Origin of the sequence: Pseudorhodoferax sp. Leaf265, from assembly GCF_001422365.1 — a bacterium.
Lineage (GTDB): Bacteria > Pseudomonadota > Gammaproteobacteria > Burkholderiales > Burkholderiaceae_C > Pseudorhodoferax.
Window position 1 is genome coordinate 313,799 of the sequence record NZ_LMMT01000023.1, and the last position, 18,086, is coordinate 331,884.

The 18,086-nt window shown below is 66.9% G+C and carries 16 protein-coding genes; 9 read left to right on the forward strand and 7 right to left on the reverse strand.

Features of this window, described 5'->3' with window-relative positions; translation table 11 throughout:
* Positions 1-2 precede the first annotated feature (2 nt).
* The 5 genes from lpdA to ASF45_RS20015 all read right to left on the reverse strand — a co-directional run bounded on the left by lpdA (position 3) and on the right by ASF45_RS20015 (position 6,627).
* Positions 3-1,430 carry a dihydrolipoyl dehydrogenase gene (gene lpdA, locus ASF45_RS19995; protein WP_056666662.1) on the reverse strand — a complete coding sequence of 476 codons (1,428 nt, stop codon included), beginning with the start codon at positions 1,428-1,430 and terminating at the stop codon, positions 3-5.
* 68 nt (positions 1,431-1,498) lie between these two features.
* A complete protein-coding gene (gene odhB, locus ASF45_RS20000; protein ID WP_056666666.1) occupies positions 1,499-2,770 on the reverse strand; it encodes a 2-oxoglutarate dehydrogenase complex dihydrolipoyllysine-residue succinyltransferase in 1,272 nt (423 codons plus the stop codon).
* Positions 2,771-2,806: 36 nt separating this feature from the next.
* Positions 2,807-5,689 (reverse strand): 2-oxoglutarate dehydrogenase E1 component, encoded by a 2,883-nt coding sequence (locus ASF45_RS20005; RefSeq protein WP_056666669.1) that lies wholly within the window; start codon positions 5,687-5,689, stop codon positions 2,807-2,809.
* Positions 5,690-5,875: 186 nt separating this feature from the next.
* The gene (gene soxZ / locus ASF45_RS20010) at positions 5,876-6,169 is read right to left on the reverse strand and encodes a thiosulfate oxidation carrier complex protein SoxZ (RefSeq protein WP_200932182.1); all 294 of its coding nucleotides are present in this window, start codon (positions 6,167-6,169) and stop codon (positions 5,876-5,878) included.
* 14 nt (positions 6,170-6,183) lie between these two features.
* A complete protein-coding gene (locus tag ASF45_RS20015) occupies positions 6,184-6,627 on the reverse strand; it encodes a thiosulfate oxidation carrier protein SoxY (RefSeq protein WP_235580979.1) in 444 nt (147 codons plus the stop codon).
* 158 nt (positions 6,628-6,785) lie between these two features.
* Here ASF45_RS20015 and ASF45_RS20020 point away from each other — a divergent pair, with 158 nt between their 5' ends.
* Entirely contained in the window at positions 6,786-7,922 is a 1,137-nt protein-coding gene (locus ASF45_RS20020) for an acyltransferase (RefSeq protein WP_056666674.1), read from the forward strand.
* Positions 7,923-7,943: 21 nt separating this feature from the next.
* Here the strand turns inward: ASF45_RS20020 and ASF45_RS20025 are convergent, their stop codons facing one another.
* Positions 7,944-9,854 (reverse strand): propionate--CoA ligase, encoded by a 1,911-nt coding sequence (locus ASF45_RS20025; protein ID WP_056666678.1) that lies wholly within the window; start codon positions 9,852-9,854, stop codon positions 7,944-7,946.
* Positions 9,855-10,009: 155 nt separating this feature from the next.
* Between ASF45_RS20025 and ASF45_RS20030 the strand changes: the two genes are divergently transcribed.
* From ASF45_RS20030 to dnaJ, 6 genes are all read left to right on the forward strand, one after another.
* Positions 10,010-10,381: a helix-turn-helix domain-containing protein gene (locus tag ASF45_RS20030; RefSeq protein ID WP_235580980.1), complete on the forward strand. Its 372-nt coding sequence runs from the start codon at positions 10,010-10,012 to the stop codon at positions 10,379-10,381.
* A complete protein-coding gene (locus ASF45_RS20035) occupies positions 10,359-11,534 on the forward strand; it encodes a fumarylacetoacetate hydrolase family protein (RefSeq protein WP_056666681.1) in 1,176 nt (391 codons plus the stop codon). The genes ASF45_RS20030 and ASF45_RS20035 overlap by 23 nt, the downstream gene beginning before the upstream one ends.
* A gap of 53 nt (positions 11,535-11,587) precedes the next feature.
* A complete protein-coding gene (locus tag ASF45_RS20040; protein WP_056666683.1) occupies positions 11,588-11,938 on the forward strand; it encodes an FKBP-type peptidyl-prolyl cis-trans isomerase in 351 nt (116 codons plus the stop codon).
* A gap of 130 nt (positions 11,939-12,068) precedes the next feature.
* On the forward strand, positions 12,069-12,632 hold the full coding sequence (gene grpE, locus ASF45_RS20045; RefSeq protein ID WP_056667052.1) for a nucleotide exchange factor GrpE: 564 nt from the start codon (positions 12,069-12,071) through the stop codon (positions 12,630-12,632).
* Between the two features lie 120 nt (positions 12,633-12,752).
* Positions 12,753-14,714: a molecular chaperone DnaK gene (gene dnaK / locus ASF45_RS20050; protein ID WP_056666685.1), complete on the forward strand. Its 1,962-nt coding sequence runs from the start codon at positions 12,753-12,755 to the stop codon at positions 14,712-14,714.
* 92 nt (positions 14,715-14,806) lie between these two features.
* Complete coding sequence (dnaJ, locus tag ASF45_RS20055) at positions 14,807-15,952, forward strand: molecular chaperone DnaJ (RefSeq protein ID WP_056666689.1); 1,146 nt, start codon at positions 14,807-14,809, stop codon at positions 15,950-15,952.
* 34 nt (positions 15,953-15,986) lie between these two features.
* On the opposite strand, the gene ASF45_RS20060 is transcribed toward dnaJ, so the two are convergent.
* Positions 15,987-17,078 carry a PA0069 family radical SAM protein gene (locus tag ASF45_RS20060; protein ID WP_056666692.1) on the reverse strand — a complete coding sequence of 364 codons (1,092 nt, stop codon included), beginning with the start codon at positions 17,076-17,078 and terminating at the stop codon, positions 15,987-15,989.
* Positions 17,079-17,199: 121 nt separating this feature from the next.
* On the opposite strand from ASF45_RS20060, the gene ASF45_RS20065 reads away from it, so the two are divergent.
* Both ASF45_RS20065 and ASF45_RS20070 read left to right on the forward strand, forming a co-directional pair.
* Positions 17,200-17,637, forward strand: coding sequence for a VOC family protein (locus tag ASF45_RS20065; protein ID WP_056666695.1), 438 nt, complete (start codon positions 17,200-17,202; stop codon positions 17,635-17,637).
* Between the two features lies 1 nt (position 17,638).
* On the forward strand, positions 17,639-18,082 hold the full coding sequence (locus ASF45_RS20070; RefSeq protein WP_056666698.1) for a VOC family protein: 444 nt from the start codon (positions 17,639-17,641) through the stop codon (positions 18,080-18,082).
* The last annotated feature ends 4 nt before the right edge of the window (positions 18,083-18,086 follow it).

The window sequence follows — 18,086 nt, forward strand, 5'->3', positions numbered from 1 at the left end:
CGTCAGAAGTTCAGCGTGCGCTTGTCGACGGCCAGCGCGGCTTCCTTGGTCGCCTCGGACAGCGAAGGATGCGCATGGCAGATGCGCGCGATGTCCTCGGCGCTGGCCTTGAACTCCATGGCCACCACGGCCTCGGAAATCAGCTCGCTGACCTGCGGCCCCACCATGTGAACGCCCAGGATCTCGTCGGTCTTGGCGTCGGCCAGGAACTTGACCATGCCGGTCGTGTCGCCCAGTGCGCGCGCGCGGCCGTTGGCCAGGAACGGGAAGGTACCGGCCTTGTACGCCACGCCATCGGCCTTGAGCTGCTGCTCGGTGCGGCCGACCCAGGCGATCTCGGGGCTGGTGTAGATGACCCAGGGCACGGTGTCGAAGTTGACATGCCCGTGCTGGCCGGCGATGCGCTCGGCCACGGCCACGCCCTCTTCCTCGGCTTTGTGCGCCAGCATCGGGCCGCGCACCACGTCGCCGATGGCCCAGACGTTGGGCAGGCTGGTCTTGCAGTCGTCGTCCACGATGATGGCGCCGCGCTCGTCGAGCTTGAGGCCCACGGCTTCGCCGTTCAAGCCGATGGTGTTGGGCACACGGCCGATGGAGACGATCAGCTTGTCCACGTCCAGACTCTGGGCTTCGCCCTTGGCATTGGTGTAGGCGACAGAAACGCCCGCCTTGCCGGCCTTGACCTCGCCGACCTTCACGCCCAGCTCGATCTTCAGGCCCTGCTTGTCGAAGGCCTTCTTGGCTTCCTTGGCGATCTGCTCGTCGACCGCACCCAGGAACGTCGGCAGGCCTTCGAGGATGGTGACGTCGGCGCCCAGGCGGCGCCAGACCGAGCCCATTTCCAGGCCGATCACGCCGGAGCCGATCAGCGCCAGCTTCTTGGGCACGGCACCGACGCGCAGCGCGCCGTCGTTGGACAGCACGGTCTCTTCGTCGAAGGGCACGCCCGGCAGCGCGCGGGCGTTCGAGCCCGTGGCCACGATGATGTGCTTGCCGGTGATGGCTTCTTCCTTGGCACCCGCGACCTTGATCTCGTAGACGCCGCCTTCCGCCTTGGCAAAGGAGCCGCGGCCGTGGAAGAACGTGACCTTGTTCTTCTTGAACAGGTACAGGATGCCGTCGTTGTTCTGCTTCACGACGGTGTCCTTGCGCGCCAGCATCTTGGCCACGTCGATCTTGACGTCGGATGCCGTGATGCCGTGGTCGGCAAAGTGCTTGTTGGCGTGCTCGAAGTGCTCGGACGATTGCAGCAGCGCCTTGGAGGGAATGCAGCCCACGTTGGTGCAGGTGCCGCCCGGGGCCGGGCCGCCCTTGCCGTTCTTCCATTCGTCGATGCAGGCGACCTGGAAACCGAGTTGCGCGGCGCGGATCGCGGCGATGTAGCCGCCGGGGCCGCCGCCGATGACGACGACGTCGAATGCTTGGGACATGGTGAGAAATTCCTGAATTCAATGGAACAACGCCCCGAGGGCGGGGCGTTGCTGGAGGCTGGCTGCGATCAGATGTCGAACAGCAGGCGCGAGGGATCTTCCAGCGCTTCCTTCATGGCGACCAGGCCCAGCACGGCTTCGCGGCCGTCGATGATGCGGTGGTCGTAGCTCATGGCCAGGTAGTTCATCGGGCGGATCACGATCTGGCCGTTCTCCACCACCGCGCGGTCCTTGGTCGCGTGCACGCCGAGGATGGCCGACTGCGGCGGGTTGATGATGGGCGTGGACAGCATGGAGCCGAAAGTGCCGCCGTTGGAGATCGAGAACGTGCCACCGGTCATCTCTTCGATGCCCAGCTTGCCGTCTGCGGCCTTCTTGCCGTACTCGGCGATCTTCTTCTCGATCGCGGCGAAGCTCATCTGGTCGGCATTGCGCAGGATGGGCACCACCAGGCCGCGCGGCGAACCGACCGCGATGCCGATGTCGAAGTAGCCGTGGTAGACGATGTCGTTGCCGTCGACCGAAGCGTTCAGCACCGGGTACTTCTTGAGCGCATGCACGGCCGCCTTCACGAAGAAGCTCATGAAGCCGATCTTGACGCCGTGCTCCTTGGTGAACTGGTCCTGGAACTTCTTGCGCATCTCCATGACCGGGGCCATGTTGACTTCGTTGAAGGTCGTCAGGATGGCGTTGGTCGACTGCGACTGCAGCAGGCGCTCGGCGACGCGGGCGCGCAGGCGGCTCATGGGCACGCGCTGCTCGGGGCGATCGCCCAGGTTCGGTGCCGCGGGGGCGGCGACCTGCGGCAGCACGCTCTTCGGTGCGCCGGTCGGGATTGCCACGGGTGCGGCCACGGCGGGCTTGGCACCGCCGGCCACGGCACCCAGCACGTCACCCTTGGTCACGCGGCCGTCCTTGCCGGTGCCGGCCACGTCGCCGGCCGACAGGTTGTTCTCGGCCAGCAGCTTGGCGGCGGCCGGCATGGCCACATCGCCCTTGCTGCCGCCGGCGGCTGGAGCTGCCGCAGGAGCGCTGGCAGCAGCCGGCGCGGGAGCGGCTGCCGCAGCAGCCGGTGCGGGCGCAGCGGCGCCGGCCTTGCCTTCGGTGTCGATCTTCGCGATCAGCTGGTCGGCCACGACGGTGGCGCCGTCGCCTTGCACGATCTCGGCCAGCACGCCGGCGGCGGGCGCCGGCACTTCGAGCACGACCTTGTCGGTCTCGATCTCGATCAGGATCTCATCGACGGCCACGGCCTCGCCGGCCTTCTTCTTCCACTGCAGCATGGTGGCTTCGGCCACCGATTCCGACAGTTGCGGAACCTTCACTTCAACGATCGCCATGTTCTTATTTCCGGTTTGTTCTGTTCAGACTGCTTGTCACTTGGTCAGCACGAAGCCCTTGAGCTTGGCAAAGGCGGCATCCACGAGGGCCTTTTGCTGCTCCTGGTGCAGGTGGGCATAGCCCACTGCGGGAGACGCCGAGGCGGCGCGGCCGGCATAGCCGAGCTTCTGGCCTTCGCTCATGTTTTCGTGGATGTAGTGCTGCACGAAGAACCAGGCGCCCTGGTTCTGCGGCTCGTCCTGGCACCACACCACGTCCACCAGGTTCGGGTACTTCTTCAGTTCGGTGGCGAAAGCCTTGTGCGGGAACGGATAGAGCTGCTCGACGCGGATGACGGCCACGTCGTCGGAGCCACGCTCCTCGCGCTTCTTGACCAAGTCGTAATAGACCTTGCCCGAGCATGCGATCACGCGCTTGACCTTGGCCGCATTCTTGGCCACGGCTTCGCTCTGGTCCGGGATGACGGTCTGGAACGTGCCCTTGGTGAACTCGGTCAACGGCGAGGTCGCGTCCTTGTTACGGAGCAGCGACTTGGGCGTCATGATGATCAGCGGCTTGCGCAGGTTGCGAACCTGTTGGCGGCGCAGCACGTGGAAGATCTGGCTGGCCGTGGTCGGCTGCACGATCTGCATGTTGGTGTCGGCCGCCAGCTGCATGAAGCGTTCCAGGCGGGCCGAGCTGTGCTCGGGGCCCTGGCCTTCGTAGCCGTGCGGCAGCATCAGCGTGATGCCGTTGACGCGGCCCCACTTCACTTCGCCCGAGGCGATGAACTGGTCGATCACGACCTGCGCGCCGTTGACGAAGTCGCCGAACTGCGCTTCCCAGATCACCAGCGTGTTGGGGTCGTTGGAGGCGTAGCCGTATTCAAAGCCCAGCACGGCCTCTTCGGACAGGATGGAGTCGATCACGACGAAGGGCGCCTGGCCATCGGCCGCGTGGTGCAGCGGCGTGTAGGTACCGGTGTCCCACTTCTCGCGGTTCTGGTCATGGATCACGGCGTGGCGGTGCGTGAAGGTGCCGCGGCCGCAGTCCTCGCCCGACAGGCGCACCGGGTAGCCGCTGGCCACCAGCGAAGCGAAGGCCATGTGCTCGCCCATGCCCCAGTCCACGTTGATCTCGCCACGGCCCATGGCGGCGCGGTCGGCATAGACCTTCTTGACCAGCTGGTGCGGCGTGACGCTGTCCGGGATGGTCGTGATGCGCTCGGCCAGGCGCTTCCACTCGGTCAGCGGAATCGCGGTGTCGCCGGCATCGGTCCAGCGCTTGTTCAGGAACGGCGCCCAGTCGACCGCGTACTTGCTCTTGAAGTTGCTGATCGTGATGTCTTCGGCGTGCTTGCCGGCGTCCATGGCGGCGCGGTAGGCCTTGACCATGTCGTCGCCCAGCGTGTCACCCAGGCCCTGCGCGGCCAGCTTGTCGGCGTACAGCTTGCGCGTGCCGGGGTGCTGGGCGATCTTCTTGTACATCAGCGGCTGCGTCAGGCTGGGCGTGTCCTGCTCGTTGTGGCCCAGCTTGCGGAAGCAGACGATGTCGACGACCACGTCCTTGTTGAACTCCTGGCGGTAGTCCAGCGCGAGCTGGGTGGCCAGCACCACGGCTTCTGGATCGTCGCCGTTCACGTGCAGCACCGGGGCCTCGATCATCTTGACGACGTCGGTGCAGTACAGCGTGGAGCGGCTGTCCCGCGGGTCGCTGGTGGTGAAGCCGATCTGGTTGTTGATGACGATGTGGACCGTGCCGCCGGTGTAGTAGCCGCGCGTCTGGGCCAGCGCCAGCGTTTCCATGATCACGCCCTGGCCGGCGAAGGCCGCGTCGCCGTGCACCAGCACGGGCAGCACGGTGTCGCCTTCGGTGTCGCCGCGGCGGTCCAGGCGGGCCTTGACCGAGCCCTCGACCACCGGGTTCACGATCTCCAGGTGAGAGGGGTTGAAGGCCAGCGACAGGTGGACCGGGCCGCCAGGCGTGGACACGTCGCTGGAGAAGCCCTGGTGGTACTTCACGTCACCGGCGGGCAGGTCTTCCGGCGCGGTATGGTCGAACTCGGCGAAGAGGTCGGCGGGCAGCTTGCCGAGGATGTTGACCAGCACATTCAGGCGGCCACGGTGGGCCATGCCGATCACGACTTCCTGCACGCCGCGCTGGCCGGCCAGCTGCACCAGCTCGTCCATGGAGGCGATGAAGCTCTCGCCGCCTTCCAGCGAGAAGCGCTTCTGGCCCACGTACTTGGTGTGCAGGAAGCGTTCCAGGCCCTCGGCCGCGGTCAGGCGGTCCAGGATGTCCTTCTTCTTCTGGGCATCGAAGCTGGGCTTGCTGCGGATGGTTTCCAGCCTCTGTTGCCACCAGCGCTTCTCGGTCTGGCTGGTGGCGTACATGTATTCGGCGCCGATGGTGCCGCAGTACGTTTCGCGCAGCGCGTTCGTCAGGTCGCGCAGGGACATCGTCTCCTTGCCGAAGAACGTGTTGCTGGTGTTGAAGACGATTTCCTGGTCGGCGTCGGAGAAGCCGTAGAACGACAGTTCCAGTTCGGGAATGTCGTCGCGCACGTCGCGCTTCAAGGGGTCTAGGTCGGCCCAGCGTGCGCCCACGTTGCGGTAGGCGGCGATGAGCTGCTGCACGGCGGTGCGCTTGCGGCCCATTTCCGAATCGGCGCCGCTGGCCACCACGACGGTGGTCTGGCCCTGCTTGGCGCGCTCGGCAAAAGCGTTGACCACCGGCAGATGCGGCACGTCGCGCATGTTGGAGCCATCCACGGCCGGCACATGCTGCAGCGCATCGAAGTACTCGCGCCAGTTGTCGGGCACGCTGCCCGGGTTGGCGAGGTAGTTCTCGTAGAGCTCTTCGACATAGGGCGCGTTGCCCCCGAAGAGATAGGTGTTGTTTAAGTACGCCGTGTAGACCGACGGTGGCGTTGCACTCATTGCGCTGACCTCCGCTCCCCTCTGGGGAACATTAGGTGGTGAATTAACCTTCCGCTGCACGGCTGAACCGGTTGGCGGATGCGACTGTGGCAAGGAAGGGCCTTAGTTCGGCGCGGATTATCACACCGAAAACAAACTGCGGCGGCTGGCACCAGGAGGTGTTGCACCGATCTCACGTAAGCGCCATCAGCCGATGGCGACCTCGTCGCTGCGGATGTAGATCCAGCTCAGCGCGAGCTTGTCGCCAGGCTTGCCGCCATTGAAGCCGAACTGCAGGAAGGGGTTCCTCGACACGGCCGGACCCCATTGCGCGCTCAGGACGACACGGCCCTTCTGCATGGCGCGCGTGCTCTGGATGAACCGGGCTGCGATGGGCCTGCCGGCCGCATCGCGGCGCTGTCCTCTTTCCATCTCGTGGCTAAACAGCACGCGCACCGTGGTCTTGTCGCTCTGGACTCGGATCTGCATGGCTTCGCTCATCGACGTTTGCTCCCTCAGGCGCCGCAGCGACCCAACGTGACCTTGACTTCGCGCACCGCGAAATGAAACCTGTCACCGACCTTGGCGAGTGCGTAGACATTGGAGGACTGGTTCATCTTGACGTTGGTGGCCACGTTGGCGTCTGTGCTTGAGGGAATGTCGAACAGCGCTGCCAGTGCATTGGGGTTCTTCTCGACCAGCAGCGCGAGCAGCGTCGTGCCGGGCAGCATGCACTGCACGCCGATGCGCACCGCCGCACTGTTGTCGGAGATATCGGGCGTCTGCAGGAAGACTTCCTTGCTCTCGATGAGCGCGCCGCCCCCCAGGGCCTTGACAACGTCGGCCAGCAGCCTGGATTGGAACGCCGCCCGGTTCCAGCCGGACACATCGGCGGCAGCCGTGGCGTCTGCCGGCAGCAAGGCCCCCGAACGCCAACCCGATGGCGGCACCACTGCCACGGTGGATGAACTCACGCCTTTCCAAGATATGGAGCTCCCTGTTCCGATTGGCCGAAACTCTAGGGGCTGGCTTGTGCTGCTGCCCGGCGCCCGGCCGGGCTCGCGCGTGGTGACAGAATCGCGCACTCCGTGATGACGCACCCGCGGCACATCTTCCAATGTCCACACCATCGCGCCCCGATGCCATTCCTGCCCTCACTGCGATCCGTGGCATCGCGGCGCTGGTCGTGGTGGTCTTTCACGTCCACGAAACATTTCCGAAGGACGACCTGTTCGTCGTGTCGTGGTTCCGCAATGGCGGGTTCGGTGTCGATCTGTTCTTCGTGCTGAGTGGCTTCATCATGGCCCATGTCTACATGCGCCAGTCCCGCGTCGACGGATTTGCCGCATTCGCTACCGGATTTCTCAAAGCCAGGCTGGCGCGGATCTATCCCCTTCACCTGGCGACACTGCTGGCCACCGTCGCGCTGGTGCTGTGGCTTCCCGGGTTCGCGCCGAGATACCAGACGTACTTCGGGGTGGATTCGTTCGTTCTCAACCTTCTGTTGATGCAGAACTGGGGGTTCATCGGTCCGTCCTGGAACATGGTCTCCTGGTCGATCAGCGCGGAGTGGTTCATGTATCTCGTGTTTCCCCTGCTGCTGTGGGCCTATGCGAAACGCGTGTCAAGTTCGCCCCGAAGCAAGCAGCTCGCATTCAGTTTGATGGCTGTGCTGGCAGGCACCTACGTCGCCATCATCGTGTCGCGAGGCTGGAACCACTACGGGGGCATGTCCTCGGGCGGAATGGTCCGCGTGTTCTTCGAGTTCGTGCTGGGTTTCCTGGTCTACCAGGTGCGCGACACACTGCACCCGCCGCCGGGGACCATGCGCTTCGAGATCTATGGCGCCGCACTCGTCGCGCTGGCCGCGCTGGCGCTTTTCGACCGACGCTACTGGCACGTGTTCGTGCCGGCGATCGCCCTGCTCATCGCCACGCTCGGCACCAATCGTGGCGCAGTGTCCCAAGCACTCAGCCGACGCGCTGCGGTGTATCTGGGCGAGATATCTTTCTCGCTTTACATGTGGCACTGGCTCGTCATCCAGATCCACAACGTGCTCCGCGACGCAGGCACCCTGGCCGTGCAAGACCGGGCCGGCTTGTATCTTCAATCCGCGAGCATGGTGGCGCTGTCTCTCGCAGCCGCCGCACTGTCGCATCCGCTGATCGAGAAGCCCGCCCGCGAATGGATCAACCGGACCGGAAAGCGGCGCCCGCCTGGGGCCCGCCGGCCACCGCGCCCACAGGCATCCTGAGACCAGTCCCGCTGCGCGATCTCAGCCTGCGAACGCATCCCGGATCTGCTGCAGCGCCCCCGGGTCTTCCATGGTCGTCAGGTCACCCGTGTCCCGGCCTTCGCAGACGGCCTGGATCGCGCGGCGCAAGAGCTTGCCGCTGCGCGTCTTGGGCAGCACGCCGACGAACTGCACGCGCGCCGGCCGCGCCAGCGCGCCGAGCTGGCCGTCCACGACCTTCATGATCTCGCCCTCCAGCCTCCGCTTCGCCGCATCGTCGGCGAGCCCGCTCGCATCGCGCGCGACGACGAAGGCCATGGCCACCTGGCCCTTGAGCGCATCGGCCACGCCGACCACCGCGACTTCGGCCACGTTGGGGTGGCCGGAGATGCTCTCCTCGATCTCGCGCGTGCCCAGGCGGTGGCCGGCCACGTTGATCACGTCGTCCGTGCGGCCCAGGATGTAGTAGTAACCATCGGCATCGCGCACGCCCCAGTCGAAGCTGCTGTAGACGCGCTTGCCGGGAATGCTGTCCCAGTAGGTCTTCACGAAGCGCGCGTCATCGCGCCACACGGTCTGCATGAAGCCCGGCGGCGTCGGGCCCTGGATGACGAGCACGCCCTTCTGGTCAGGGCCCTTCAATTCCTCGCCCGTGGCCTCGTCGAGCAGCCGCACGTCGAAGCCGTACATCGGCACGCCGGGGCTGCCGAACTTGCTGGGTTGCTTCTCCACGCCGTTGGCCACCGTCATGAGCGGCCAGCCGGTCTCGGTCTGCCAGTAGTTGTCGATGATGGGCACGCCCAGCGCATCGGCGATCCAGCGCCCCGTGGGCTCGTCCAGCGGCTCGCCGGCCAGGAACAGCGCCTTGAGGCTGGAGACGTCGTACTTCTGCAGGTACGCCGGGTCCTGCTTCTTGAGCACGCGCACGGCCGTGGGCGCGCTGAACATCACCGTGGCCTTGTATTTCTCGACCAGCGACCACCAGATGCCGGGATCGTTGCTGCCGTCCAGCCCGCGTGTGGGCAGGCCTTCGTACAGGATGGTGGCCATGCCGCCGATCAGCGGGCCATAGACGATGTAGCTGTGGCCCACGACCCAGCCGATGTCGCTGGTGCAGAAGAAGGTTTCGCCGGGTCGGCCCATGAAGATGTGCGGCAGGCTGGCGGCCAACGCCACGGCGTAGCCGCCGGTGTCGCGCTGCACGCCCTTGGGCTTGCCCGTGGTGCCGCTGGTGTACAGCGTGTAGCTGGTGTGCGTGGCATCGACCCAGGCGCACGGCACGACGGTGTCCAGGTGCTGCTGGCGCAACTGGGCGTAGTCGTGGTCGCGGCCGGCGGTGCGTTCCATCGGTGCCAGGCCGCGGTCGACCAGCAGCACGGCGGGCGGCTTGTGGCGCGACAGGCGGATGGCCTCGTCGAGCAGCGGCTTGTAGGGGATCACCTTGCCGCCGCGCGAACCGGCGTCGGCGCTGACGATCACGCGCGGCTCCGCATCCTCGATGCGCGAGGCCAGCGAGCCCGAGGCGAAGCCGCCGAACACAACCGAGTGGATGGCACCGATGCGCGCACAGGCCAGCATCGCGAACACCGCCTCTGGCACCATGGGCATGTAGATCTGCACGCGGTCGCCCTGCCCCACGCCCAGGGCCTGCAGTGCCGCCGCCATGCGCTGCACCTCGGCATGCAGCTCGGCGAAGCTGTAGGTCTTCTCCACACCGGTCTCGGTCGAGACATGGATCAGCGCGGCCTGGTCGGCGCGCGTGGCCAGGTGCCGGTCCACGGCGTTGTGGCACAGGTTGGTGGTGCCGCCCGCGAACCAGCGCGTGAACGGCGCGTGGCTGTCGTCGCAGATGGTCTGCGGCGCCTGCTGCCAGTCGATGAGCCGGGCCTGCTCGGCCCAGAAGGCATCGCGGTCTTCGAGCGAGCGGCGGTAGAACTCTGCGTAGGCGGACATGTTTCCTCAGCTTGGTGGAATTGCGGGCGCGCGCAGCATGCCCGCAGCGGCTGCGGCCACGCAATCGGGTGTTGCACTCGGATACGCCGCTGGCACAATTTGTCGATGCCCGCAGCGCCGCACCGTGCCCCCCTTGCCCGCCGAGGAAGGCGCTCGTGAACGCGCGGGACAAGCCTGCCATCTTCCAGCTGCTGGCCCTGCTCGAGGCCCGCTACGCCATGCGGGTGCTGTGGGCCCTGCGCGATGGCCATGCCCAGACCTTCCGGCTGCTGCAGGACAGCGTGGGCGGCGTCACGCCCAACACGCTGAACACGCGCATCAAGGAGATGCGCGAGGCCGGCCTGCTCACGCACGGCAGCGACGGCTACCTGCTCACGCCGGCCGGCACCGACCTGGTCCGCCGGCTCGGGGAATTGCCGGCCTTCGCCCAGAAGTGGGCGGCGGGCCGGCCGCGCAAGGCGCCCACCACCACGACACCACCCACCACCGACGGAGAAGAACCCGATGCACCACCACCTGCGGCCTGAAGCCGTGCTGCCCCAGGACCACGCAGACGCCGTGCTGATCGGTCGCGTCTGGCAGGAGGGCCTGGGCGCCGTGCTGGTCCAGGTGCGCGCCGACGGCGTGTACGACCTGTCGCGCCTGGACCCGACCTGTAGCGCGCTGCTCGAGCACGACGATCCGGCCGCGGCCGTGCGCGAACACGGCGGCGAGCGCATCGCCGACACCGCGGCCGTGCTGGCCAACTCGGCCTGGGACGCCCGCGACCCCGCCCTGCCCTGGCTGCTGGCGCCCTGCGACCTGCAGGCCGTCAAGGCCGCCGGCGTGACCTTCGTGGCTTCCATGCTCGAGCGCGTGATCGAGGAGCAGGCCCGCGGCGACGCCGGCCGCGCCGAGACCGTGCGCCGCGCTGTGGTCGGCGTGATCGGCGACAACCTGGCCAGCATCCGCCCCGGCTCGGACGAGGCCCTGCGGCTCAAGGAGGTGCTGATCGCCCAGGGCGCCTGGTCGCAGTACCTGGAGGTGGGCATCGGCCCGGACGCCGAGATCTTCACCAAGTCGCAGCCGCTCAGTGCCGTGGGCACGGGCGCGGAGGTCGGCATCCACCCCGGCAGCGCCTGGAACAACCCCGAGCCCGAGGTCGTGCTGGCGATCGACAGCAACGGCCGCGTCAAGGGCGCGGCGCTGGGCAACGACGTGAACCTGCGCGACTTCGAGGGCCGCAGCGCGCTGCTGCTGGGCAAGGCCAAGGACAACAACGGCTCCTGCGCGATCGGCCCCTTCATCCGGCTGTTCGACGCCGGATTCGGCATCGACGACGTGCGCCGCACCGACCTGTCCATGCGCGTGACCGGCGAGGATGGCTTCGCCATGGCCGGGACCAGCAACCTGGCCCAGATCAGCCGCGACCCGCTGGACCTGGCGGGCCAGGCCATCGGCAAGAACCACCAGTACCCCGACGGCCTGGTGCTGTTCCTCGGAACCATGTTCGCGCCCACGCAGGACCGCCATGGGCCGGGCCAGGGCTTCACGCACGCCATCGGCGACGTGGTCACGGTGGCCACGCCGCGCCTGGGCCTCCTGGCCAACCGCGTCAACCACAGCGACCGGATCGCCCCCTGGACCTACGGCGCCGGCGCGCTGATGCGCGACCTGGGCCGACGGGGTCTGCTGGCATAATCCGCGGCTTTTCGGCGCCCCTCTTCGGGGCGCCTGCACTTTCAGGAGCCCACATGACGACCACCGCTTCCGGCCTGCAATTCGAGGACACCACCGTGGGCTCCGGCGCCGAGGCCAAGCCCGGCCAACACGTGACGGTGCACTACACGGGCTGGCTCTACCAGGACGGCGCGCAAGGCGCCAAGTTCGACTCCAGCCGCGACCGCAACGACCCCTTCGAATTCGGCCTGGGCGCCGGCATGGTCATCCGCGGCTGGGACGAAGGCGTGGCCGGCATGAAGGTCGGTGGCCAGCGCACGCTGATCATCCCGGCCGAGCTGGGCTACGGCGCACGCGGCGCCGGCGGTGTGATCCCGCCGAACGCCACGCTCAAGTTCGACGTGGAACTGCTGGCCGTCTCCTGAGCGCGGCCAGCACCGCACGGGCCGGCAACTCGCCGGCTTTTTTTCGCCTTCCGTGCGGGTCGACCCTTGAAACGACAGGGTCAATCCCTAACTGTTAGCCGTTGTGACCTTTTTCAAGCCATTCAAGCGCATGACAGACCCGACCCAACCGAACGACAAGTCCGCCGAGCCTTCTCCTTACACCGCAGAGGAACGCGAGGCCGCGGCATTCGCCACCGAGGCCGATGTGCTGGCCCAGACCCAGGCCGAACTGGCCACGCTGAAGGCCAAGAGCGCCGAGTTGGCCGACCAGTTCCTGCGCGCCAAGGCCGAGGCCGAGAACGCCCGCCGCCGCGCCGAGGACGAGATCGCCAAGTCGCGCAAGTTCGCCGTCGAGGGCTTTGCCGAGAGCCTGCTGCCCGTGATGGACAGCCTGGAGACCGGCCTGTCGCACACCGATGCGACGATCGCCCAGGTGCGCGAAGGCGCAGAGGCCACGCTGCGCCAGCTCAAGAGCGCGCTGGAGCGCAACAAGGTGCTGCAGATCAATCCCGCCGCCGGCGAGAAGTTCGATCCGCACCAGCACCAGGCCATCAGCATGGTGCCCGGCACCGGGCAGGAAGCCAACACCGTGGTCAGCGTGCTGCAAAAGGGCTACCTGATTGCCGAGCGCGTGCTGCGCCCGGCGCTGGTGACGGTGGCGGCGCCGCAGTGATCTGCACCGGCGATCCACACGACGTCCCCTTGAAACCCACCGGGTTATCCACACGTTAGCAACAGTCGGCCAAGAGGCCAACAGTCACCCAATATCTCAGGAAGAGCAGGAGAAACCAACATGGCAAGAATCATCGGCATCGACCTCGGCACCACCAACAGCTGCGTGTCCATCATCGAAGGCAACACCCCCAAGGTCATCGAGAACTCCGAAGGCGCGCGCACCACGCCGTCCATCGTCGCCTACCAGGAAGACGGCGAAGTGCTGGTCGGCGCCTCGGCCAAGCGCCAGGCCGTGACCAACCCCAAGAACACGCTGTACGCGGTGAAGCGCCTGATCGGCCGCAAGTTCACCGAGAAGGAAGTGCAGAAGGACATCGACCTGATGCCCTACCAGATCGTGGCCGCCGACAACGGCGACGCCTGGGTGCAGGTGCGCGGCAACAAGATCTCTGCCCAGCAGGTCTCCGCCGACATCCTGCGCAAGATGAAGAAAACCGCCGAGGACTACCTGGGCGAGCCCGTGACCGAAGCCGTGATCACGGTGCCGGCCTACTTCAACGACGCCCAGCGCCAAGCCACCAAGGACGCCGGCCGCATCGCTGGCCTGGAAGTCAAGCGCATCATCAACGAGCCGACCGCCGCTGCGCTGGCCTTCGGCATGGACAAGCAGGAAAAGGGCGACCGCAAGATCGCCGTCTATGACCTGGGTGGCGGCACCTTCGACGTGTCCATCATCGAGATCGCCGATGTCGATGGCGAGAAGCAGTTCGAAGTGCTGTCCACCAACGGCGACACTTTCCTGGGCGGCGAAGACTTCGACCAGCGCATCATCGACTACATCATTGCCGAGTTCAAAAAGGAACAGGGCGTCGACCTGTCCAAGGACGTGCTGGCCCTGCAGCGCCTGAAGGAAGCCGCCGAGAAGGCCAAGATCGAGCTGTCCAACAGCGCCGCGACCGACATCAACCTGCCGTACGTGACGGCCGATGCCTCCGGCCCCAAGCACCTGAACATCAAGCTGTCGCGCGCCAAGCTCGAGGCCCTGGTCGAAGAGCTGATCGAGCGCACGATCGCGCCCTGCCGCACCGCCATCAAGGATGCTGGCGTGTCGGTGGCCGACATCCACGACGTGATCCTGGTCGGCGGCATGACCCGCATGCCCAAGGTGCAGGAGAAGGTCAAGGAGTTCTTCGGCCGCGAGCCGCGCAAGGACGTGAACCCCGATGAAGCCGTCGCCGTGGGCGCGGCCATCCAGGGCCAGGTGCTGTCGGGTGACCGCAAGGACGTGCTGCTGCTGGACGTGACGCCGCTGTCGCTGGGCATCGAGACGCTGGGTGGCGTGATGACCAAGATGATCACCAAGAACACCACCATCCCGACCAAGTTCGCGCAGACCTTCTCGACCGCCGACGACAACCAGCCGGCCGTGACGATCAAGGTGTTCCAGGGCGAGCGCGAGATGGCGTCGGGCAACAAGCTGCTGGGCGAGTTCAACCTCGAAGGCATCCCGCCGGCAGCGCGCGGCACGCCGCAGATCGAGGTGTCGTTCGACATCGACGCCAACGGCATCCTGCACGTGGGCGCCAAAGACAAGGGCACGGGCAAGGAAAACAAGATCACCATCAAGGCGAACTCCGGCCTGTCCGAGGCCGAGATCCAGCAGATGGTGAAGGATGCCGAGCTCAACGCGGCCGACGACAAGAAGAAGCTGGAGCTGATCCAGGCCCGCAACCAGGGCGAGGCTTCGGCGCACAGCGTGAAGAAGAGCCTGGCCGAGCACGGCGACAAGCTCGAGGCCGCAGAGAAGGAAGCCATCGAAACCGCCCTGAAGGCGCTGGACGAGGCGCTCAAGGGCGAGGACAAGGCTGCCATCGACGAGAAGACCACCGCGCTGATGACGGCCTCGGCCAAGCTGGGTGAGAAGGTCTACGCCGACATGCAGGCCAAGCAGGCGGCCGAAGGCGCTGCGGCTGGCGCCGGTGCCGGTGCAGCACCGGGTGCCGGTGAGCAACAGGCCTCGGCCAAGCCGGCCGACGACGATGTCGTCGACGCCGAGGTGAAGGAAGTCAAGAAGGGCTGATCCGACCCACCCGTACGCCGCGCTGCAGCCACCCAGAGGTTGCACGCGGCGTTCCCGTTTGACCGAGCGCGCAGAGCCGACCCGAACGAACCATGTCCAAACGCGATTACTACGAAGTCCTCGGGGTGCCCAAGAACGCCTCGGAAGACGAGATCAAGAAAGCCTATCGCAAGCTGGCGATGAAGCACCACCCGGACCGCAACCAGGGTGACACAGCCAAGACCGCCGAAGAGAAGTTCAAGGAGGCCAAGGAGGCCTACGAAATGCTGACCGATGCGCAGAAGCGCTCGGCCTACGACCAGTTCGGCCATGCCGGCGTGGACCCGAACATGCGCGGCCCCGGTGGCGCTGGCGCGGAAGGCTTCGGCGGCTTCGCCGAGGCCTTCGGCGACATCTTCGGCGACATGTTCGGCCAGCAGCGCGGGCGCGGCGGTGCCGGCGGCCGCCAGGTCTTCCGCGGCAGCGACTTATCGTATGCGATGGAGGTCACGCTCGAGGAGGCCGCCCGCGGCAAGGACGCGCAGATCCGCATCCCGAGCTGGGAGGCCTGCGACACCTGCCATGGCAGCGGCGCCAAGCCCGGCACCCAGCCCAAGACCTGTACCACCTGCAACGGCCAGGGCGCGGTGCAGATGCGCCAGGGCTTCTTCAGCGTGCAGCAGACCTGCCCGACCTGCCGCGGCACCGGCAAGATCATTCCCGAGCCGTGCAGCGCCTGCCATGGCCAGGGCAAGATCAAGAAGCAAAAGACGCTGGAGGTGAAGATCCCCGCCGGCATCGACGACGGCATGCGCATCCGCTCGGTCGGCAACGGCGAGCCCGGGTCCAACGGCGGCCCGCCGGGCGACCTGTACATCGAGATGCGCATCAAGAAGCACGACATCTTCGAGCGCGACGGCGGCGACCTGCACTGCACCGTGCCGGTGAGCTTCATCACGGCGGCGCTGGGTGGCGAGATCGAGGTGCCCACGCTGTCGGGCAAAGCGGCCATCGACATCCCCGAAGGCACACAGGCCGGCAAGCAGTTCCGCCTGCGCGGCAAGGGCATCAAGGGCGTGCGCGAGAGCTACCCGGGCGACCTGTACTGCCACATCGCGGTGGAGACGCCGGTCAAGCTGACCGAGCACCAGCGCAAGCTGCTGCGCGAGCTGGAAGACTCGCTGCGCAAGGGCGGCGGCAAGCATTCGCCGTCCGGCGACAGCTGGACCGACCGGCTGAAGAAGTTCTTCAGCGCTTGACAAGGAACGCGGGCCCCGGGCCCGCGTCCTGCTTTCAGAACAGGCTGGTCTGCCCGTCCAGTGCCGGCCGACGGAACAGTCCCAGGTCGGCTCCCGCGCGCTCGCGGTTGAAGCCCAGCTTCGCGCAGGCCTTCTCGAAGCGCTGGCGGATCAGCTCGGCCCAGATGCCGCTGCCCTTCATGCGCGTGGCGAAGTCGCTGTCGTAGTCCTTGCCGCCGCGCATCTCCTGCACGCGCGCCATCACGCGCTCGGCCCGGTCGGGCAGGTGCAGCGCCAGCCATTCGCGGAACAGCGGCGCCACCTCCCAGGGCAGGCGCAGCACGGTGTAGAACGCGCTGCGCGCGCCGGCATCCCAGGCCGCGGCCAGCACCTGTTCCATGTCGTCGGTCACGAAGGGGATCTGCGGCGCCACGCTCACGCCCACGGGCACGCCCGCCTCGGCCAGCGTGCGGATGGTGCGCAGCCGGCGCTGCGGCGAGGCGGCGCGCGGCTCCAGCGTGCGCGCGACGCCGGCGTCCAGGGTGGTGATGGTCACGTAGACGGCGGCCAGTTGCTGCGCGGCCATGGGTGCGATGAGGTCCAGGTCGCGCTCCACGCCACTGGACTTGGTGATCAGCGAAAACGCGTGCCGCGCCTCGTGCAGGACCTCGACGAGGCCGCGCGTGAGCCGCAACTCGCGCTCCACGGGCTGGTAGCAGTCGGTCGCCACGCCGATGACCAGGCCCTGCGGCACATACCGCGGGCGCGCGAGTTCGGCGCGCAGCAGCTGTGCGATGTTGCGCTTGGCGATGATCTTGGTCTCGAAGTCCAGGCCGGGCGAGAGGTTCAGGTAGCTGTGCGTGGGCCGGGCAAAGCAATAAATGCAGCCGTGCTCGCAGCCGCGGTAGGGATTGATGGACTGCTCGAAGTAGATGTCGGGCGACTGCTGCTGCACGATGGCGCTCTTCGCCTCCTCGAAGATCACCTCGGTCTGCAGCGGCGCAGCGGCCTGGTCGTCATCGGTCTGCAACGTGCCCCAGCCATCGTCGAAGGCGTCGCGCGCGTCCTTGGAGAAACGGTGCGCGATCCGCGTGGCGGCGCCGCGGCCCCTGAGCGCCGTGATGGGGATGGTGGTCTCGGTGGCCATGGCTTGAGTACTGGTTGTTTAACCAGTATATTGAGGGATCTTGTGTCCGGCAAGCGCCGCTGTCGATTCCTGGCCCGCCGGCGCGTCGTGCACCTGTCCCCCAACCTCCACAGGAGTTTCCATGGCCCGCGTCAGCACCTACCTCAACTTCAACCGCCAGACCGAGGAAGCCTTCGACTTCTACCGCAGCGTGTTCGGTGGCGACTTCATCGGCGGCGTGCACCGCATGGGCGAGGCACCCGCCATGCCCGGGCAGCCGCCGCTGCCGGACGCCGACAAGCAACTCGTGATGCACGTGGAACTCGCCACGCTGGGCGAGCATGTGCTGATGGGCACGGACGCCCCCGAGTCCATGGGCTTTCAGCTCACCCAGGGCAACAACGTGCACATCAACCTGGAGCCCGACACGCGCGCCGACACCGACCGGCTGTTCGCCGCCCTGTCCGCGGGCGGCACGGTCCAGATGCCGCTGCAGGAAATGTTCTGGGGCGACTACTTCGGCAGCCTGACCGACCGCTTCGGCATCTGTTGGATGTTCAACTGCGCGAGCAAGACCTGAGATGGCGAACTCCCCCGCCCTCCCCGGCCGCGCCTGCGTCATCCCCTGCCTGCGCTACCGCGACGCGCTGGCCGCGATCGACTGGCTCTGCACGAGCTTCGGTTTCGAGCGCCATGCGGTCCACCTGGACGACAAGGGCCAGGTCGCCCATGCGCAGCTCGTGTTCGGCAACGGCATGGTGATGCTGGGATCGGTCAGCACCGAGCCCACGCCCTGGGGCCGGCTGATCCGCCAGCCCGACGAGATCGGTGGCGCCGAGACGCAGAGCGCTTTCCTCGTGGTGTCCGATCCCGACGCGGTCTATGCGCGCGCCAAGGCCGCAGGCGCGCAGATCCTGCTGGAGATCAAGGACGAGGACTACGGCGCGCGCGGCTTCACCTGCGCCGACCCCGAGGGCCACATCTGGAACTTCGGCAACTACGATCCCTGGGCCGTTCCCGGATGAGCCG

Coding starts and splice junctions, on each gene's coding strand:
- lpdA (WP_056666662.1), bottom strand. CDS start 1,430: ATGTCCCAAGCATTCGACGTCGTCGTCATCGGCGGCGGCCCCGGCGGC.
- odhB (WP_056666666.1), bottom strand. CDS start 2,770: ATGGCGATCGTTGAAGTGAAGGTTCCGCAACTGTCGGAATCGGTGGCC.
- ASF45_RS20005 (WP_056666669.1), bottom strand. CDS start 5,689: ATGAGTGCAACGCCACCGTCGGTCTACACGGCGTACTTAAACAACACC.
- soxZ (WP_200932182.1), bottom strand. CDS start 6,169: ATGAGCGAAGCCATGCAGATCCGAGTCCAGAGCGACAAGACCACGGTG.
- ASF45_RS20020 (WP_056666674.1), top strand. CDS start 6,786: ATGTCCACACCATCGCGCCCCGATGCCATTCCTGCCCTCACTGCGATC.
- ASF45_RS20025 (WP_056666678.1), bottom strand. CDS start 9,854: ATGTCCGCCTACGCAGAGTTCTACCGCCGCTCGCTCGAAGACCGCGAT.
- ASF45_RS20035 (WP_056666681.1), top strand. CDS start 10,359: ATGCACCACCACCTGCGGCCTGAAGCCGTGCTGCCCCAGGACCACGCA.
- ASF45_RS20040 (WP_056666683.1), top strand. CDS start 11,588: ATGACGACCACCGCTTCCGGCCTGCAATTCGAGGACACCACCGTGGGC.
- grpE (WP_056667052.1), top strand. CDS start 12,069: ATGACAGACCCGACCCAACCGAACGACAAGTCCGCCGAGCCTTCTCCT.
- dnaK (WP_056666685.1), top strand. CDS start 12,753: ATGGCAAGAATCATCGGCATCGACCTCGGCACCACCAACAGCTGCGTG.
- dnaJ (WP_056666689.1), top strand. CDS start 14,807: ATGTCCAAACGCGATTACTACGAAGTCCTCGGGGTGCCCAAGAACGCC.
- ASF45_RS20060 (WP_056666692.1), bottom strand. CDS start 17,078: ATGGCCACCGAGACCACCATCCCCATCACGGCGCTCAGGGGCCGCGGC.
- ASF45_RS20065 (WP_056666695.1), top strand. CDS start 17,200: ATGGCCCGCGTCAGCACCTACCTCAACTTCAACCGCCAGACCGAGGAA.
- ASF45_RS20070 (WP_056666698.1), top strand. CDS start 17,639: ATGGCGAACTCCCCCGCCCTCCCCGGCCGCGCCTGCGTCATCCCCTGC.